At 71.2% G+C, this 14,109-nt stretch carries 24 protein-coding genes and 1 tRNA gene; 22 read left to right on the top strand and 3 right to left on the bottom strand.

The features are described 5' to 3' along the window. Window position 1: 1 nt before the first annotated feature. Window positions 2-1,489 (bottom strand): peptidoglycan D,D-transpeptidase FtsI family protein, encoded by a 1,488-nt coding sequence (locus IE258_RS08110; RefSeq protein WP_189740769.1) that lies wholly within the window; start codon window positions 1,487-1,489, stop codon window positions 2-4. Window positions 1,490-1,732: 243 nt separating this feature from the next. Here IE258_RS08110 and IE258_RS08105 point away from each other — a divergent pair, with 243 nt between their 5' ends. Together IE258_RS08105 and IE258_RS08100 are read left to right on the top strand one after the other, a co-directional pair. Then, entirely contained in the window at window positions 1,733-2,197 is a 465-nt protein-coding gene (locus IE258_RS08105; RefSeq protein ID WP_189740766.1) for a DUF6010 family protein, read from the top strand. 76 nt (window positions 2,198-2,273) lie between these two features. Then, on the top strand, window positions 2,274-2,705 hold the full coding sequence (locus IE258_RS08100; RefSeq protein WP_229891985.1) for a DUF7144 family membrane protein: 432 nt from the start codon (window positions 2,274-2,276) through the stop codon (window positions 2,703-2,705). 89 nt (window positions 2,706-2,794) lie between these two features. On the opposite strand, the gene IE258_RS08095 is transcribed toward IE258_RS08100, so the two are convergent. Next, window positions 2,795-2,867, bottom strand: a tRNA-Arg gene (locus IE258_RS08095). A gap of 421 nt (window positions 2,868-3,288) precedes the next feature. Next, complete coding sequence (locus IE258_RS08090; protein ID WP_189740763.1) at window positions 3,289-3,558, bottom strand: hypothetical protein; 270 nt, start codon at window positions 3,556-3,558, stop codon at window positions 3,289-3,291. Between the two features lie 173 nt (window positions 3,559-3,731). Between IE258_RS08090 and IE258_RS08085 the strand changes: the two genes are divergently transcribed. From IE258_RS08085 to IE258_RS07995, 20 genes are all read left to right on the top strand, one after another. Next, window positions 3,732-4,127 carry a hypothetical protein gene (locus IE258_RS08085; RefSeq protein WP_189740761.1) on the top strand — a complete coding sequence of 132 codons (396 nt, stop codon included), beginning with the start codon at window positions 3,732-3,734 and terminating at the stop codon, window positions 4,125-4,127. After that, window positions 4,124-4,486: a hypothetical protein gene (locus IE258_RS08080; RefSeq protein WP_189740759.1), complete on the top strand. Its 363-nt coding sequence runs from the start codon at window positions 4,124-4,126 to the stop codon at window positions 4,484-4,486. Before IE258_RS08085 ends, IE258_RS08080 begins: the two co-directional genes overlap by 4 nt. Then, window positions 4,483-4,836, top strand: coding sequence for a DUF6907 domain-containing protein (locus tag IE258_RS08075; protein WP_189740756.1), 354 nt, complete (start codon window positions 4,483-4,485; stop codon window positions 4,834-4,836). Before IE258_RS08080 ends, IE258_RS08075 begins: the two co-directional genes overlap by 4 nt. A gap of 50 nt (window positions 4,837-4,886) precedes the next feature. After that, on the top strand, window positions 4,887-5,030 hold the full coding sequence (locus IE258_RS08070; RefSeq protein WP_229891984.1) for a hypothetical protein: 144 nt from the start codon (window positions 4,887-4,889) through the stop codon (window positions 5,028-5,030). Beyond that, entirely contained in the window at window positions 5,027-5,278 is a 252-nt protein-coding gene (locus IE258_RS08065; RefSeq protein WP_189740750.1) for a hypothetical protein, read from the top strand. The genes IE258_RS08070 and IE258_RS08065 overlap by 4 nt, the downstream gene beginning before the upstream one ends. Then, window positions 5,278-6,072 (top strand): hypothetical protein, encoded by a 795-nt coding sequence (locus IE258_RS08060; protein WP_189740746.1) that lies wholly within the window; start codon window positions 5,278-5,280, stop codon window positions 6,070-6,072. The genes IE258_RS08065 and IE258_RS08060 overlap by 1 nt, the downstream gene beginning before the upstream one ends. Continuing rightward, window positions 6,069-6,236, top strand: coding sequence for a hypothetical protein (locus IE258_RS08055; protein ID WP_189740743.1), 168 nt, complete (start codon window positions 6,069-6,071; stop codon window positions 6,234-6,236). Before IE258_RS08060 ends, IE258_RS08055 begins: the two co-directional genes overlap by 4 nt. Further along, the gene (locus IE258_RS08050) at window positions 6,233-6,556 is read left to right on the top strand and encodes a hypothetical protein (RefSeq protein WP_189740740.1); all 324 of its coding nucleotides are present in this window, start codon (window positions 6,233-6,235) and stop codon (window positions 6,554-6,556) included. The genes IE258_RS08055 and IE258_RS08050 overlap by 4 nt, the downstream gene beginning before the upstream one ends. Window positions 6,557-6,652: 96 nt before the next feature. Then, entirely contained in the window at window positions 6,653-6,853 is a 201-nt protein-coding gene (locus IE258_RS08045; RefSeq protein ID WP_189740737.1) for a hypothetical protein, read from the top strand. A gap of 2 nt (window positions 6,854-6,855) precedes the next feature. Further along, the gene (locus IE258_RS08040; protein WP_189740734.1) at window positions 6,856-7,035 is read left to right on the top strand and encodes a hypothetical protein; all 180 of its coding nucleotides are present in this window, start codon (window positions 6,856-6,858) and stop codon (window positions 7,033-7,035) included. An 86-nt stretch (window positions 7,036-7,121) separates the two neighbouring features. Then, window positions 7,122-9,212 (top strand): cell division protein FtsK, encoded by a 2,091-nt coding sequence (locus tag IE258_RS08035; protein WP_189740731.1) that lies wholly within the window; start codon window positions 7,122-7,124, stop codon window positions 9,210-9,212. Between the two features lie 149 nt (window positions 9,213-9,361). Further along, window positions 9,362-9,589, top strand: coding sequence for a hypothetical protein (locus IE258_RS08030; RefSeq protein WP_189740728.1), 228 nt, complete (start codon window positions 9,362-9,364; stop codon window positions 9,587-9,589). Between the two features lie 102 nt (window positions 9,590-9,691). Next, on the top strand, window positions 9,692-9,823 hold the full coding sequence (locus tag IE258_RS41690; RefSeq protein ID WP_268256314.1) for a hypothetical protein: 132 nt from the start codon (window positions 9,692-9,694) through the stop codon (window positions 9,821-9,823). A gap of 228 nt (window positions 9,824-10,051) precedes the next feature. Beyond that, on the top strand, window positions 10,052-10,588 hold the full coding sequence (locus tag IE258_RS08025; RefSeq protein WP_189741216.1) for a hypothetical protein: 537 nt from the start codon (window positions 10,052-10,054) through the stop codon (window positions 10,586-10,588). Between the two features lie 95 nt (window positions 10,589-10,683). Beyond that, window positions 10,684-11,274, top strand: a complete 591-nt coding sequence (locus IE258_RS08020; RefSeq protein WP_189740725.1) for a hypothetical protein — start codon at window positions 10,684-10,686, stop codon at window positions 11,272-11,274. A gap of 120 nt (window positions 11,275-11,394) precedes the next feature. Beyond that, window positions 11,395-12,135 (top strand): DUF6879 family protein, encoded by a 741-nt coding sequence (locus IE258_RS08015; RefSeq protein WP_189740723.1) that lies wholly within the window; start codon window positions 11,395-11,397, stop codon window positions 12,133-12,135. Further along, window positions 12,132-12,989, top strand: a complete 858-nt coding sequence (locus tag IE258_RS08010; RefSeq protein ID WP_189740721.1) for a helix-turn-helix domain-containing protein — start codon at window positions 12,132-12,134, stop codon at window positions 12,987-12,989. The genes IE258_RS08015 and IE258_RS08010 overlap by 4 nt, the downstream gene beginning before the upstream one ends. A gap of 87 nt (window positions 12,990-13,076) precedes the next feature. Then, complete coding sequence (locus IE258_RS08005; protein ID WP_189740719.1) at window positions 13,077-13,544, top strand: hypothetical protein; 468 nt, start codon at window positions 13,077-13,079, stop codon at window positions 13,542-13,544. Continuing rightward, the gene (locus IE258_RS08000; protein ID WP_189740716.1) at window positions 13,541-13,747 is read left to right on the top strand and encodes a hypothetical protein; all 207 of its coding nucleotides are present in this window, start codon (window positions 13,541-13,543) and stop codon (window positions 13,745-13,747) included. Before IE258_RS08005 ends, IE258_RS08000 begins: the two co-directional genes overlap by 4 nt. Beyond that, window positions 13,744-13,935, top strand: coding sequence for a hypothetical protein (locus IE258_RS07995; protein ID WP_189740713.1), 192 nt, complete (start codon window positions 13,744-13,746; stop codon window positions 13,933-13,935). Before IE258_RS08000 ends, IE258_RS07995 begins: the two co-directional genes overlap by 4 nt. The last annotated feature ends 174 nt before the right edge of the window (window positions 13,936-14,109 follow it).

The raw sequence follows: 14,109 nt of genomic DNA, 5'->3' as shown, positions 1-14,109 counted from the left end.
TTCAGGACTTCAGGACCGCCTTCATGACGCTCTTGGCGATGGGCGCACCGAGCCCGCCACCGGAGATGTCCTCGCGGGAGATGTCCATGTCGGTCGGATCGATGAACACGGCCACCGCGACGGAGGAGCCGTCGTCCTTCTTGCCGTAGGACACGAACCAGCCGTACGGCACCTCGTCGTCGACGTTGACACCGCGCTGCGCGGTACCGGTCTTGCCGCCGACCGTGATGCCGTCGATCTGGGCGCGGCGGGCGCTGCCCTCCTTGGCGGTGAACTCCATCATCTCCTGGACCTTCTGCGCGGTCTCGGCGGAGACCGCCTCGCTCATCACCGCCGGCTCGGTCTTCTCCAGGGTGTCGAGGTCGGGGCCCTTGACCTCGTCGACGACGTAGGGCTGCATCACCTTTCCGTCGTTGGCGATCCCGGCGGTGACCAGGGCCATCTGCATCGGCGTACTGGTGAGGCTGCCCTGTCCCATGCCGGTGAGCGCGGTGCCGGGCTTGTCGAGGTCCTCGGGGTAGAGGCTCTTGGTGGCGAGCAGGTCGCCGAAGTCGTCTGAGTAGACGTCCTCGTTGAAGCCGAACTTCTCGGCCGTCTCGCGCATCTTGTCCTGCCCCAGCTTGGAGGCGGCGTCGAGGAAGACGTTGTTGCAGGAGTACTGCATGGCGGTCTTCATCGAGGCCTTGTTGCAGACCGCGTCACCGGCCTCGCTACCGATCTTGTTGGTGGACTGCGGCAGCGGGTACGGGGAGACGGCGTCCGTGCGGGCGTCGACGTCGGTGACGACCTTGTGCTCCAGCGCGGCGGCCGCGGTGAGGATCTTGAAGGTGGAGCCCGGCGGGTAGGTCTCCCGCAGCGCGCGGTTGGCCAGCGGCTTGTTCTTCTTCTTGTCCAGCGCGACGAAGCGGTCGGACTCCTTGAAGGTGCTCCCCGCGAACGTCGACGGGTCGTAGGAGGGCGCCGAGACCATCGCCAGCACCTTGCCGGTCTGCGGGTCGAGCGCGACCACGGCCCCGCGGGCGCCCTTCAGGTCGGTCAGCCCGTCCCAAGCGGCCTTCTGCGCCTTCGGGTCGATGGTGGTGACCACCGAGCCGGGCCGCCGTCCCTCGCCGCTGACGACGTCGGCGAACCGCTGGAAGGCCAGCCGGTCGTCCTTGCCGGTCAGGATGGAGTCGTAGGTCTTCTCCAGCAGCGTCATGCCCTGGGCCTGCGACGCGTACCCGGTCACCGGCGCGTACATCGGACCGTCCGCGTAGGTGCGCTTGTACTTGAGGTCGGTGCTCTCGGTCTCCTTGGACCCGGTGACGGCCCGGCCGCCGACGACGATGTCGCCGCGCGGGGTGGCGAACTGCTCGATTTGCACCCGGCGGTTCTTGGTGTCGGAGGCCAGCTCCGGGGCCCGGACGTACTGCAGCCAGTTCGCGCGGATCAGCAGGCCGAGCACCAGCAGCCCGCAGAAGATCGCCACGGCCCTCAGCGGCTTGTTCACCGTCGGCCTCCGTCGAGGCTCGGCCGGTCGGATATCGTCCGGTCGGATATGAAGACTGGTCCTCTCAACATGCGCACACCCTAGACACAGTTGCGGACCGTACTCACGTCCGGTCGGCCGCCGCACCGGCCGTGTCGCCCGACTCCCGGGGCCCATGACCGTCCGCGACCCTCGGCGACAATCCGTCGGAACCTGTCACTCACGCCACTGGGACACCCGATGTGCCCTGCATAGCGTGCCCGCATGAACCCCGCCGACCTCCTCCCCTACGTCATGCCGATCGGCATCGGCCTCCTCGTCGTCCTGCTGCTGTCCCTCGTCCCGGACCCGCACCGCCGCCCCCTGAACGCCCTCGGCATCGCCGGGGCCGGCGGCGTCTACTTCTCTGGCGGCGGCCTGGGCGTCTGGGAGCTCCCGTTCGGCGCGCTCATGCTGTACGTCGCCTACCGGGGCCTGACGTCCTGGACGTTCATCGGCATCGGCTGGCTGCTGCACACCGCGTGGGACCTCGTCCACCACCTGAAGGGCAACCCGATCCTCCCCTTCGCCCACGACTCGTCCCTGGGCTGCGCGATCTGCGACCCGGTCATAGCCCTGTGGTGCCTGCGCGGCGGCCCGCCCCTGCGCGGACTGCTCCCGGCCCGTCGTGTTGCCCACGAGCGGGTCCTCACGGCTGGTTGCAGTCGCGATACCGAAGGATCGCGGTGATCCTGGCAGTGGAGCGTGGCTGGCGTCGCAGCGTCGTGCGTCGGTGACCGTGCTGCAGTACAGGAAGGTGGCGACCATGGCAGCGATACCGAGCGAGACACGGCGAGGGCATGGCGGGCCTGGCGACAGCGGAGGGCTCAGCGGCGCGTCCGTCTTCGCCGGCGCCGTGATGATGCTCAGCGGGCCGCTCAGCATTCTCATGGGGGCATCCGGCATCGCAAGAGACAACTTGTTCGCCGCCTCCCAGTACGCCTACCGGTTCGACCTGACCGCCTGGGGCTGGATCCACATCGTGGTCGGACTGGCACTCGTCATCGCCGGCATGGGAGTCGTGACGAACAAAAGCTGGGGGCGCGGGGCCGGTGCGGCGGTGGCAGGCATCAGCCTGATCACCCAGTTCATGTTCGTCCCCTATTACCCACTATGGGCCATCCCCGTGATGACACTTGACCTCTTCATCATCTTTGCCCTCACCAGGTTCCAGGTCCGAACCGACGGCGGTGGGTGAAGGCGGAGCGCGTCGCTGTGCCGTACTTAGCTGCTGCACGGCCGTGAAACGACAAAGGCCCCGGATTACTCCGGGGCCTTTGAACTGTGTGCACTCGGCAGGATTCGAACCTGCAACCTTCTGATCCGTAGTCAGATGCTCTATCCGTTAAGCTACGAGTGCTTGTCTTGTTCAGTTTTACCGCCGCTCCCGTTCCTTCCGGCCCGTTCGCGGCGACAGGAAGAACATTACATGACTGCCGCCGTCATGTGAAATCCATTGGCCGCACCCCTTGTGACCTGGGCAAACGCCTGTCTGGGCGGGTCGTCGGCAAACGCAGAAGCCCCGGCCGTGCGGGCCGGGGCTTCCATGATCGTGCGGAGGCGGAGGGATTTGAACCCTCGATGGGGTGTAAGCCCCAAACCGCATTAGCAGTGTGTTGGGGTTCGTCTGACCCCAACGTGCTGCGACTCCCCGAGACGATGGGCTGCAGGTCACCGACGGAATGCCAACTGAAGGCGTTGATCCTCGCCGGAACGCGACCGTGCCTCTTGGTGCCAGCGCCGTGCCATCAGGTCGGCGCATTCACGCACTTCGCCGGTAGTTACTCGGGCTCCGCTGAGGCGCGCGCCGGCCGACCGCCCTTCCGTGCCCGCCGCTCGGCGAGTTCCCGTTCCGCCCGGTCGAGGTCCGCTTGGTCCTCGGCGGTCCCGTGCTCCCGGATGCGCGCCTTCATGTGCTCCAGGACGTCGTTCGTGCGATCGGTGCCGAGCCGGTCACAGACGCGGCCATACGCCTGCCACAGCGGATCCGGGACCCGGATTGGTCTGGGCGTGGTGTGCCTCTTGGATCCCTCGTCGGACTGCTCAGCCATCGCTCTCCCTCTCATGTAGACACACGGATCCTCCCACGGGGGTTGTGTATCTACAAGGTTCCCGGATACTCTGTATCTACAAGGTTCGGTCCTCGGAAACGGGGCGGCCCCGGCTCGGTGCTCCAACACCGGCCGGGGCCTGACGGACCACCTGCTCTCGACAGGAGACCGCTATGTCGCATCCTTCCATTCGCCGCGAACGCCGCGCCAACCGCCGTACCCTTCGCGCCGTCCTCCGCGCCCGGTCCGCCGAGACCCGGCTGGCCGCCTCCTGCCGCCGCCGGCCCCGCTCCCTCGCCACCGTCGCCATCGCCGCGGGCGTTGCGAAGGACGCCGCGGCCGGTGTCGCGAACGGCCTCCGCTCCGTCGCCAAGCGCCTCGGCGTCACCCCCGCCGCGACCGCCCGCACCCGCCGCACCGTCGCCGGAGGCCGCGCCCACCGCACCCACTCCGTGACCCGCTGGACCCTCGCGCAGGTCGCCCGCCTGGTCGCCGCCTACAAGCCGAGGAAGACCGAGTACAAGGCCGCCGTCGTCCTCATCGCCGCGTTCGCCGGCACCACCCGATGACCGGCCGCCAGGCCAAGCAGGCGCCCACCACCACGGTGGGCGCCCTGCCCCCGGCCATCACCGACCTGCTCGCCGCCGTCCTCGAAGCCATCGACCTGCCCCACCCGGCCACCACCGGGGGCGCCGAGGTGCACGACCGGCTGCTGAACAGCCGCGCCGTGCACGCCCGCATCGCCCTCCGGAACCTCCTGGAAGACGGCCCCGACCTCGGCCCGGCCTGGACCGCCCGCTACCTGCGGGAGCGCCTCGCCGAGCACCCGGTCGCGGGGTACGTCACGGTCGACCAGGCCAACGCGGCGCTGGTCGCCGGCAAGACGTGGTCCGAGGCCGTCACCCTTCCTGCTGAGGAGGGCCAGTGACCACGCCCCGTACCGTCACCGTGCGCACGATCGACCACGGCGCCGTCACGGTCACCTGCCCCGACTGGTGCACCACGCAGCACCAGGACGACGGCTACCGGGCCGACGTCTTCCACCAGGGCGAACCCATCACACTCCGCTTCCACGGCCGCCACGTCGGCGACGCCAGCATCGTCCACGCCCCGTTCGCCGAGCGGTCCAGCCGCGAGCCCGAGGCGTCCGTGACGCTGCTCCTGGCGACGCTCGCCCCGGGCGGCCTGTACGACTTCGCCGCCGCCCTCGACACCCACGCCGACCAGCTTCGCGCCCTCGCCGACCACCTGACCGAACTGCGCGGGGGTAGCCAGTGAGCGCCCGCGGCCCCGTCCGCCGGCCGACCGAGAACGCCGCCCTCCGCGCAGTGTCCCGGTCGGAACGGCACCTCCCCCCTGTCCCCGCCCTCATGGCCGCGCTGCTGGACGCCAACCAGCGCCGCGACCGCGAAGGCGTCTGCCTGGCCGCCCACCGCGTCGTGCGCGCCTCCGGGGAGGTGGTGGGCGAATGAGCCTCCGCGACCGCGCCCGCGACGCCCTGTACAGCGCGATGACCACCGCCGACGGCTCGCCCGCGTCGGCCCGCCGCGCCACGCAGGTCGCCTCCGTGACCGCCAACGCCGCCGCCGACCACGGCCACACCAGGACCGCCGCGGTGCTCGCCGTCGCCGGTGCCGCCGCCGTGGCCGCCGAGGGCGCCCTGACCAACTACGTCTACCCGCCCGGCGACTATGCCGGCTTCCGGGAGGAACAGACCTGATGGACCGCGACTACCTCAAGTGGGCCGCCCTCGTGGCCGCCCTCATCGCCACCGCCTCCGCCGAGTACGACCTGGCGCGCGCCGTCGGCTTCAACCAGTGGGTGGCCGCAGCCGTGCCCGGCGCCCTGGACATCTACACCGTCCGCGCCCTGCACGCCCGCCGCGACGTCTTCGCCGCCGTCGTCGCGCTGATCGCCGTGAACGCGGCCGCGCACCTCGTCACGATCGGCCTGCTGCCGGTGACCGTGTGGCTGGTCGTCGCCGTCGCCGCAATCGCCCCGCTCGTCCTGTGGCGCGTGCACCGCCTCGCCGACGCCCCCGAGACGGCGCCCGCCGAGGCGCCCGAGGAGTACGCGCCGGAGCCGGAAGCGGAACCCGTACCCGCTGTACCCGCACCCGCCCGCCCGGTCCCTGCGGCTGTACCCGCCGGGGTCCGGCTGCTGCCGATCGTCGCCCGGCCGGCGCCCGCCGCGGCGGCCCTCGTACCCGCAGCCGAGTACACCCGGGTACGCCCCGAGGTACACGCCGAGTACGTACCCGACACCCGCGTGGGCGCCGTACCCGACTGGACCGTGGACGGCGACTACGCGGCGCCCGCCGAGGAGCCGCTGCCGCTCACCGAGTACGGCCTCGGCCTGGCCGCCGAGGAGTTCAAGGAGCAGCTGTTCGCCGGCGAACTGCCGTCGATTCGGGCCATCAAGGACCGGCTGTCCGTCGGCCAGGCCAAGGCCAAGGAGATCCAGGATGCGTTCCGCACCGCCCTCCAGGCCCGTGCTGCGGGGGTGACGGTATGAGGTGGCTGATCCTCGGCGCCCTGCTCGGGCTGCTGCTCGCCGTCCCCGGTGTCCCGGCCGTGGCCGCCGCCATGCTGGTCGCGCTGTTCACGCAGCCGCTGTTCGTGGCGTTCGTCCTCGGCGCCCTCGCCCGCCCCATCATCGTCAGGAGGTGGACGCGATGAGCGACGCCCTGGAGAAGGCGGAGGCCGCGGTCCGCGAGGCCGCGACCGACACCGCCGCCGTACAGATCGCCATGGCCGCCATCGAGCTGGCCAAGACCGCGCAGCAGCAGGCGCAGGCCACCCCGCAGCACCACCAGTGCGAGCACCAGCACAAGCCGCGCCGCTCGGCTGGCGAGTGGATCGGCATCTCCTGCGCCGTGTGCGTCGGCGGTGTCGGCATCGCGTTCGCGTCGCTGGCGCTGGCCATCCTCGGCGGCACCGCGGCGATCGTCGTCCTGGTCCTGCGCTCGATGTGGACCGACTTCCAGAAGCGGCGCTGACCTGCCCTTCCGTCCTCCGTCAGTTGTGGGCCTACGGCCCACGACTGCGGGGGTGCGGTGGGGCCGGACAGCCCGGCCCGCACGAGGAGGACCCACATGGACCGCGCCCAGCACCTGGCCTTGGCCGATGAGGCCGTCATGCGCGCCGCGAAGCTCGCCGACGACGCCGAGCGCTACGCCAGCAACACCCGGGAGAAGACGCCCGCCTACGCCGCCGCGTCCGAGGCGTGGAGCACCGTGGCCCGCACCCACGCCGCCATCGCCGCCCTGCTCCCCGACACCACCACGGAGGACTGACCATGCCCGCCACGAACCACGATGACCTGACCTGGGGCGAGATCGCCCGCGTCGTAGCCATCGGCGCCAAGATCCAGCGACGCAAGGCCCGCGGCAAGGGCGGCGTCGCACGCCTGGAGAAGCAGGCCGACGCCATCGTCGCCAAGGCGCAGGCCCGCGAGGCCGCCCGCCGCAGCAAGTAGGTACGCCCCGGGGCGGCCGTGCCCGGCCAGGTACACCGGCCTCCCCGGGTGCCCGATCACCCACCAGAGCAACCGGAGAGACCAGCATGACCGACGTCCAGGCACCCGCTCACCCCGGCGCCCCGAGTACACCCGTACTCGGTGTACCCGAGGAGCCGGGTACACCGAGTACGCCCGTACCCGTCGACAACCCGAAGCTGCCCGCCCCGGGCGTCACCACCGAGAAGCGGAAGCCGATTCTCCCCACCTGGCTGAAGGACCGCCGGGACTTCGCCGCCACCGTCAAGCACGCCGCCGGCCGTGCCGGGTACGCCTCGCTGTACCACTCCGTCCGCCTGCCCTGGTACGCCACACAGCTCGCCCTGATGTCCCCGCGCGGCGCCTGCCGCTTCGTCGTTGAGACGAACCGCTGGGTGTGGGACCGCGAGGCCGCGCCGCTGCGCGCGCACGCCGTCCGCGAGGAAGACGCCGCCGAATACCTGACGCTCGCCCGGCTGCGCGGCAACCGGGTGCGCCTCCGCGGCCTGGTCGCCGTCGTCGGCATCGTCTTCGGCACCGGCTTCGCCCTGTGGCTGTACGTCATGGCCCCCGCGTTCCTGTACGTCTTCGCCGCCGGTGCCGTCCTCACCTGCGGCTACTTCGGCCAGCAGCCCGACGCCCCCGTCATCGGCCCCGCGGTGATGCGCACCGAGCTGCAGAAGCTCACCGGCACGATCGTGCTGCGCGCCCTGGAGTCCATCGGCAACCCCCGGATCACCGCCGCCGTCAAGAAGGGCGGCGACATGAACGGCATGCGCTTCACCAGCGAGATCACCCGCGACGGGCCCGGCTACCGCGCCGACATCGACCTGCCCTTCGGCGTCACGCCCGAGGACGTGATGGAGGAGCGGCAGGCCCTCGCCTCCGGCCTGCGCCGCAAGCTCGGCTGCGTCTGGCCGTCCGGCGACCCCGACGAGCACGAGGGCCGCCTGATCCTGTGGGTGGGCGACAAGCCGATGAACGAGACCAGCAAGCCCGCCTGGCCCCTGCTCAAGGACGGCCAGGTCGACCTGTTCCAGCCCGTCGTGTTCGGCAACGACCAGCGGATGCGGGACATGGTCGTCACCCTGATGTTCGCCTCCGTCGTCATCGGCTCCATCCCCCGCATGGGCAAGACGTTCCTGCTCAGGCTGCTGCTGCTCATCGCCGCCCTCGACCCGCGCGCCGAGCTGTACGCGTTCGACTTCAAGGGCACCGGCGACCTGCGGCCCCTGGAGCCGGTCTGCCACCGCTACCGGGCCGGTGAGGACGACGACGACGTCCTGTACGTCCTGCAGTCGATGCGGGAGCTGCGCGAGGAGCTGCGCCGCCGCGCGAAGGTGATCCGCAACCTGCCCAGCCACCGCTGCCCCGAGTCGAAGGTGACCCCGGCCCTGGCCAGCGACAAGAGCCTCGGCCTGCACCCCATCGTCGTCGGCTTCGACGAGTGCCAGGTCCCGTTCGAGCACGAGAAGTACGGCGAGGAGCTGACGTCCATCTGCACCGACGTCGCCAAGCGGGGCCCGGCCCTCGGCATCGTCGGCATGTTCGCCACCCAGCGGCCCGACGCCAAGAGCCTCCCGCCCGGCATCTCGGCGAACGCCATCCTGCGGTTCTGCCTGAAGGTCATAGGCCACACCGCGAACGACATGGTGCTGAGCACCGGCGCCTACAAGGCCGGCATCCGCGCCACGATGTTCACCCGCTCCGACCGGGGCATCTGCTGGATGGCCGGCGAGGGCGACGACCCGGTCATCGTCGCGTCCGCGTTCGTCGACGCCCCCGGTGCCGAGAAGGTCGTCGCCCGTGCCCGCCTGCTGCGCGAGGAGTACGGCAACGTCACCGGCCATGCCCTCGGGCAGGGCCCGTCCGAGACCAGCAGCCTCGACCTGCTCGGCGACATCCTCAAGGTCGTGGCGGCCGACGAGGAGCAGGTGTGGAACGAGCGGATCGCCGCGCGCCTCGCCGAGCTGCGCCCCGACGTCTACGCCGGCTGGGAGGCGGGCAACGTCACAGCCGCGCTGAAGCCGTGGGGTGTCGAGCCCGGCCAGGTGTGGGGCACCACCGACGACGGCACGGGCAAGAACCGGCGGGGGATCAAGCGCGCCGATGTGGCCGCCGCCATCACTCGCCGTGACGCCGACAGGGCCGCCGCCTAGACCGCCGAGGGCCACTAGACCTAGCAGCCCACCCCGCTAGGTCTAGCAGGCCCGCTAGCGGCCCATCGCCCCTGTGATCAGCGATCTAGCGTCTAGCAGGGCGCCCCCGGGAAACGGGAAACACCCACTTCAGCAGGAGGAGACACCCCATGGTGCTCGCTATGACGGCAGCCCTGTTCGTCTGGCTCGGCGGTTACGCAGTGTTGTGCGCGGTCAAGCCGTTCGCGCCCTGCCGGAGGTGCCGCGGGCTCGCCGAGATCCAGCGCTTCGGCCAGCCCCGCCTGTGCCCGCGCTGCCACGGCGACCGACTCCGGCTGCGCCTCGGCCGGCGCGCCCACAATGCGTGGCGCCGCACGCACGCCGCGGGAAACCGCTGACCCCTCCCGGGCGCGACACTCCGAACAACCCTGCAGAGATCTGCTGTCGTAGCCCGCTGCCGTGAACTAGGGGGTGAAGAAACCGATCCCCGGGAGGGACCCATGACCCACACCTACGAGGCGTGCGGATGCGGCGGCACCGTCGTCGTCAGCCCTGCCCGCCCCGGCACCGAGGCGAAGCGCGAGCACCTCGACGCGAACGGCCAGTCGGCCATCTGCCCCGCCGCCCGCTGATCCCAACCCACCCCGCCCCCGCCCGGTCCCCTCGACCTGGCGGGGGCTTTCGCATGTCCGACTGCTCACCGAGAGGTGTGCCGAGCGCGTGCCATCACGCTCCGAAACCGCAGGTCAAACCCAGCCAACCGCATACCTCATGCGGTTGGAGGGATCAGAGTTTATCCGTCGTGAATGTCCGGGGTGCGGTAGCTTGCCTGCCCCCGAGCCGGTCGAGAGGACCCGATCATGAGCATCGTGAAGACGTACCCGGATTCCGTCCGCTGGACGTTCCGCAGCAAGGTGAGCGGCTACGAGAACACGCAGCGGCTCGTCCTCCACTGGGAGCCCAACGGCTCTCCCATGAGCGACGACTACTTGCCCACCGAGGCCAGCGCCTCCGAGCTGTGGGAGAAGTGGGCCAGCGAGTACTGCGACCAGGCGCACCAGCAGCGGCCAGACGTCTACGCCCGCGGGCAGGTCCCGGTCTACTGGTTCGTCACCGCGGCCGAGGGCGGCACCTGGGAGGCCGCGCCCCACCAGAACCTCCCCGCGGACTTCCCCCTGTACGAGGACTTCCTGACGCACTTCACCCACCCGACCCGCGAGGGTCTGGCGGAGCCGATCAACTGGAACCGCGTACCGGTGCGCGACCTCGCCTGGAACGGACGGCAGGCCGACAAGGGCGGCTTCATTCAAGAGGCCACGGGGTGGAAGCCAGCGCCCCTGCAGCCGTTCATGGATGTCCGTCAGGTGGCCAGTGCCGCAGGCGTCTACGTGCCGTAGGCGCCGACCTCGGTCACAAGACAGACACGCCAGCCACACCAGTCCTTCACGCAGCGCATGATGACGCCATCAGCACGCACGACCAGGGGGACACCATGCGCACCCACACCATCGCCACGGCCGCCGCCCTGCTGCTCGCCCTCACGGCCTGCAGCAACGGCGACGACGACAGCCCCAAGGACGACAAGCCCACCTCAAGAGCGGCCGCCACTCCGCAGGACACGCCGGCCCCCACGCCCACCCCCGCCCCGGCCGCTCCCATGGAGATCGGGCAGACGCTCACCTTCACCGACGACGTGGACGGCGTGACCATGGCGGTCACCGTGCTCGGCTACGAACAGGACACCTTCAAGCCTCAGACCTCGGCAGACGAGGAATTCGGCACGACCGGCTACACCTGGGCAGCCGTCGAAATCAAGGCGTGCGTCGTGAGCGGCGGCAACAGCGGCGTCACCCGATACCCGTGGGCCCTGGCCTACGCCGACGGCGCCCGCATCGAGCCGAGCGGGACCACCTACGGGGACTTCCCCAAGCCGGAGTACCCCCACGAGGCCGCCCTGAAGAACGGGGAATGCGTCCGCGGGAAGACCGTGTTCGCCGTGCCCGCCAAGCAGCGACCGGAGCGGGTGCTGTACACGCCGGAGTCGATGGAGATCCCCGCCGAGTGGGCCGTCCCCAAGGCGTAACCGGCCTCGTTGCGCGCAATCCGACCGACCCCTGCCAGCCGCGCAATCTGCTGCAATCCTCGGGCGCGGCCGCGCATTCCTCCGCATGCTGGGAGCCCAACCCCAGTCTGCGGAGGCGTGATGACGCTCAGGTTCCTCGGCACGACCAGCGACGACGGCGACTGCCCCACCCTGTACGAGATCCCGGAGACGGACGAGATCCTCGTACAGGGCGACCGCGAGACCGACCCCGGGCACCTCGTGCAACTGCGGGACGTCAAGCCGTCCGAGACGTTCGTCCGCGTCCCCCGCACGCTGCTCACCCGGTACGCACCCCGCGCCAGCGCCCCGCCCCTGCAGCCCTTCGCCGAGATCGCCCACCTGTTCCGCGACTTCCGGCACACCGCCTGGCGGCTGGAAACCCGCCGCGGCTACGCCTCCGACCGCAAGTCCCCGCTCTGGCCGCGGTTCCTCGCCGGTGAGGACGTCGCCGCCGAGCCGGCCAACGCGTGGCGGCAGAACGTCCGCGAGCAGGTCGACCAGGGCAAGCGGTTCGAACGCGTCCGCCTGGTCGACGCGCCCCTCACCCAAGGACAGGAGTTCCTCCTGGCCCGCGCCCCCAGCAACGTCGCGGCCGGCGAGGACATCCGCTACCTCCCCCGCAGCGAGGCGCACGCCCTCCGCCTGCCCGACCACGATCTCTGGCTGTTCGACTCCAAGACCGTGGCCCGGTTCGAGTTCGACGAGGACGACACCACCCTCGGCGTGTACGTCACCGAGGACCCCGCCGAAGTCCTCGCCGCCTGCCAGGCCCGCGACGCCGCCTGGCATCACGCAGTGCCTGCCGCGGACTTCGCGAAGCGGGTAGCTTCCATCGTGTGACCACGGACTTCCAGACCGCCCGCGAGGCCCTTGGCGCCCGGCTGCGGGAGCTGCGCGCCGAGGCCGGGCTGGACGGCAGGGCCCTGGCCGCCCGGCTCGGCTGGCAGCCGTCCAAGGTGTCGCGCCTGCAGAACGGCAAGCAGACGCCCACCCGCGGCGACCTCACCGCGTGGGCGCACGGCCTCGGCCGGCCCGACGTCGAGGCCGAGCTGCACGGGCTGCTGTCCGCGCTGGACATGAAGCAGCGCCACCGGTCCTGGCGCCGCCAGTTGGCGGGCGGGCACCGCGGGCGGCAGGAGATCGGCGTCCGCCAGACCGACGCCACCAGCCTGATCCGCGGTCTGGAGGTGTCCCGGGTGCCGGGCCTGTTCCAGACCCCGGAGTACGCGCGGATCATCTTCGAGGCGAACGCGGAGTTCCGTGGGATCCCGCCGACGACGGAGGCCGCCGTCGAGGCGCGGATGCGCCGGCAAGAGTCCCTGTACGACCCGGAGAAGACGTTCCGGTTCCTGGTGTGCGAGGCGGCCCTGTACCACCGGTCGTGCCCTGCGGACGTGATGGCCGAGCAACTCGACCGGCTGTACAACCTCGTCGGCCAGCGGCGCATCGAACTCGGTGTCATCCCGTTCGGCGCGGAGCTGCGGCGCACCGCCCCGCACGCGTTCTGGATCTACGATCGGCGGCTGGTCATCGTTGAGACGATCAGCGAGGAGCTGTGGCTCACCGGTGACGACGACGTCGTCCTGTATGAGCGGGCGTGGGACTGGCTCGCCGAGTCGGCCGCCTACGGTGCGCCCGCCCGCCACCTGATCGGCCGGGCCAGGGCCGCCCTGACGGCGCTGGACGCTTCCTGAGCAACCGGCCGCAACTGGCCGAACCGCGCGCGCAATCCCGCGCAATCCGCGCACGGGCCTGCAATTGCAGCCCCTACGTTGCCGGACATGCCCCCTGCGACTTCCCTGGCGGAACGGTACGAGGCGGCCGATACCTGGCTCGCTCGCTGCTCCGGCCGTCCACATGAGACGCACGCTCGGTGGGACGCCGACGAACTGGCGCCCATCGCCTCCGGTGCGCACTGGCTCGTCGCCGAGTCCCGCCTGACCAACGGCATGCCCGCCGCAGCGCGGATCCTCCCCGAGCACCGCGGCCCCGTCCTCGCCGATCCGGACGCCGACCGCACCTGGTGGCTGGTCCCACCGTCCGCCGCCGAGGAACTCGCCGACGTGCGGCAGGTGACCGTGCAGCCTGCCGGCTGGACACTGCGCTGCCCGCCGTGCGGGTGGTCGGTGGCTGGCCGCTGGTGGCTGTGGCGGCCCGACGGCACCGGCCTGCTCACCAACCCGGCCGTCCTCGCCGCAGCGTTCGGCCCGGGTGGTCCGATCCGACCGACCAAGGAGACGGCCGCATGAAGACCGAGGAGATGGAGCCGGCGCCCATCCTGGGCATCCCCCTCGCCGAGCCGTTGGCGGCCGAGGCGTGCGACGTCTGTCAGGCCCTGGCGCGGCAGCGGGCCGCGGCGAGGACGGCGGGGAACCTGTCGCTGGTGTCGGACTGCAACGTGGAGATCCGCAACCACCCGCACCCCCAGCGCCGTCGCCGGAGGCCGCAGTGACTGCCTGGCCGAGCAGCGGGGCCGGTCATCTCCAGCGGATGGCCAACAGCATGGCCTTCGTGCGGACGCAGACGGCGTACCGCGCGTACATCGGGCACACGGCGGACTGCCGGGACTGCGGGCACGAGGACGGCCGCTGTCCCGTCGCGGAGGCCCTGTGGGAGGCGTACAAGGACGCCAACACCTGAGCCTGGCCCCGGCTGCGCCGCCGACAGCGCCGGGACCAGACGGCTGGTCCGCCCGCGGAGTCCCCCGTCACGGGCGGGCCGGCCACCCCCTGAACGCCCGGCCGCCCTCTGTACCCCCGCTCTCGGGCGAGAGGGCGGCCGGGTGGCCGTCGGAGCACGACAGCGCCACGAGGC

Origin of the sequence: Streptomyces tendae, from assembly GCF_014650435.1 — a bacterium.
GTDB classification, from domain to species: Bacteria; Actinomycetota; Actinomycetes; order Streptomycetales; family Streptomycetaceae; genus Streptomyces; species Streptomyces tendae.
This window is presented reverse-complemented; position numbering and strand designations above follow the sequence as displayed.

Coding starts and splice junctions, on each gene's coding strand:
- IE258_RS08105 (WP_189740766.1), top strand. CDS start 1,733: ATGAACCCCGCCGACCTCCTCCCCTACGTCATGCCGATCGGCATCGGC.
- IE258_RS08100 (WP_229891985.1), top strand. CDS start 2,274: ATGGCAGCGATACCGAGCGAGACACGGCGAGGGCATGGCGGGCCTGGC.
- IE258_RS08090 (WP_189740763.1), bottom strand. CDS start 3,558: ATGGCTGAGCAGTCCGACGAGGGATCCAAGAGGCACACCACGCCCAGA.
- IE258_RS08085 (WP_189740761.1), top strand. CDS start 3,732: ATGTCGCATCCTTCCATTCGCCGCGAACGCCGCGCCAACCGCCGTACC.
- IE258_RS08080 (WP_189740759.1), top strand. CDS start 4,124: ATGACCGGCCGCCAGGCCAAGCAGGCGCCCACCACCACGGTGGGCGCC.
- IE258_RS08065 (WP_189740750.1), top strand. CDS start 5,027: ATGAGCCTCCGCGACCGCGCCCGCGACGCCCTGTACAGCGCGATGACC.
- IE258_RS08060 (WP_189740746.1), top strand. CDS start 5,278: ATGGACCGCGACTACCTCAAGTGGGCCGCCCTCGTGGCCGCCCTCATC.
- IE258_RS08055 (WP_189740743.1), top strand. CDS start 6,069: ATGAGGTGGCTGATCCTCGGCGCCCTGCTCGGGCTGCTGCTCGCCGTC.
- IE258_RS08050 (WP_189740740.1), top strand. CDS start 6,233: ATGAGCGACGCCCTGGAGAAGGCGGAGGCCGCGGTCCGCGAGGCCGCG.
- IE258_RS08045 (WP_189740737.1), top strand. CDS start 6,653: ATGGACCGCGCCCAGCACCTGGCCTTGGCCGATGAGGCCGTCATGCGC.
- IE258_RS08040 (WP_189740734.1), top strand. CDS start 6,856: ATGCCCGCCACGAACCACGATGACCTGACCTGGGGCGAGATCGCCCGC.
- IE258_RS08035 (WP_189740731.1), top strand. CDS start 7,122: ATGACCGACGTCCAGGCACCCGCTCACCCCGGCGCCCCGAGTACACCC.
- IE258_RS08030 (WP_189740728.1), top strand. CDS start 9,362: ATGGTGCTCGCTATGACGGCAGCCCTGTTCGTCTGGCTCGGCGGTTAC.
- IE258_RS41690 (WP_268256314.1), top strand. CDS start 9,692: ATGACCCACACCTACGAGGCGTGCGGATGCGGCGGCACCGTCGTCGTC.
- IE258_RS08025 (WP_189741216.1), top strand. CDS start 10,052: ATGAGCATCGTGAAGACGTACCCGGATTCCGTCCGCTGGACGTTCCGC.
- IE258_RS08020 (WP_189740725.1), top strand. CDS start 10,684: ATGCGCACCCACACCATCGCCACGGCCGCCGCCCTGCTGCTCGCCCTC.
- IE258_RS08015 (WP_189740723.1), top strand. CDS start 11,395: ATGACGCTCAGGTTCCTCGGCACGACCAGCGACGACGGCGACTGCCCC.
- IE258_RS08005 (WP_189740719.1), top strand. CDS start 13,077: ATGCCCCCTGCGACTTCCCTGGCGGAACGGTACGAGGCGGCCGATACC.
- IE258_RS08000 (WP_189740716.1), top strand. CDS start 13,541: ATGAAGACCGAGGAGATGGAGCCGGCGCCCATCCTGGGCATCCCCCTC.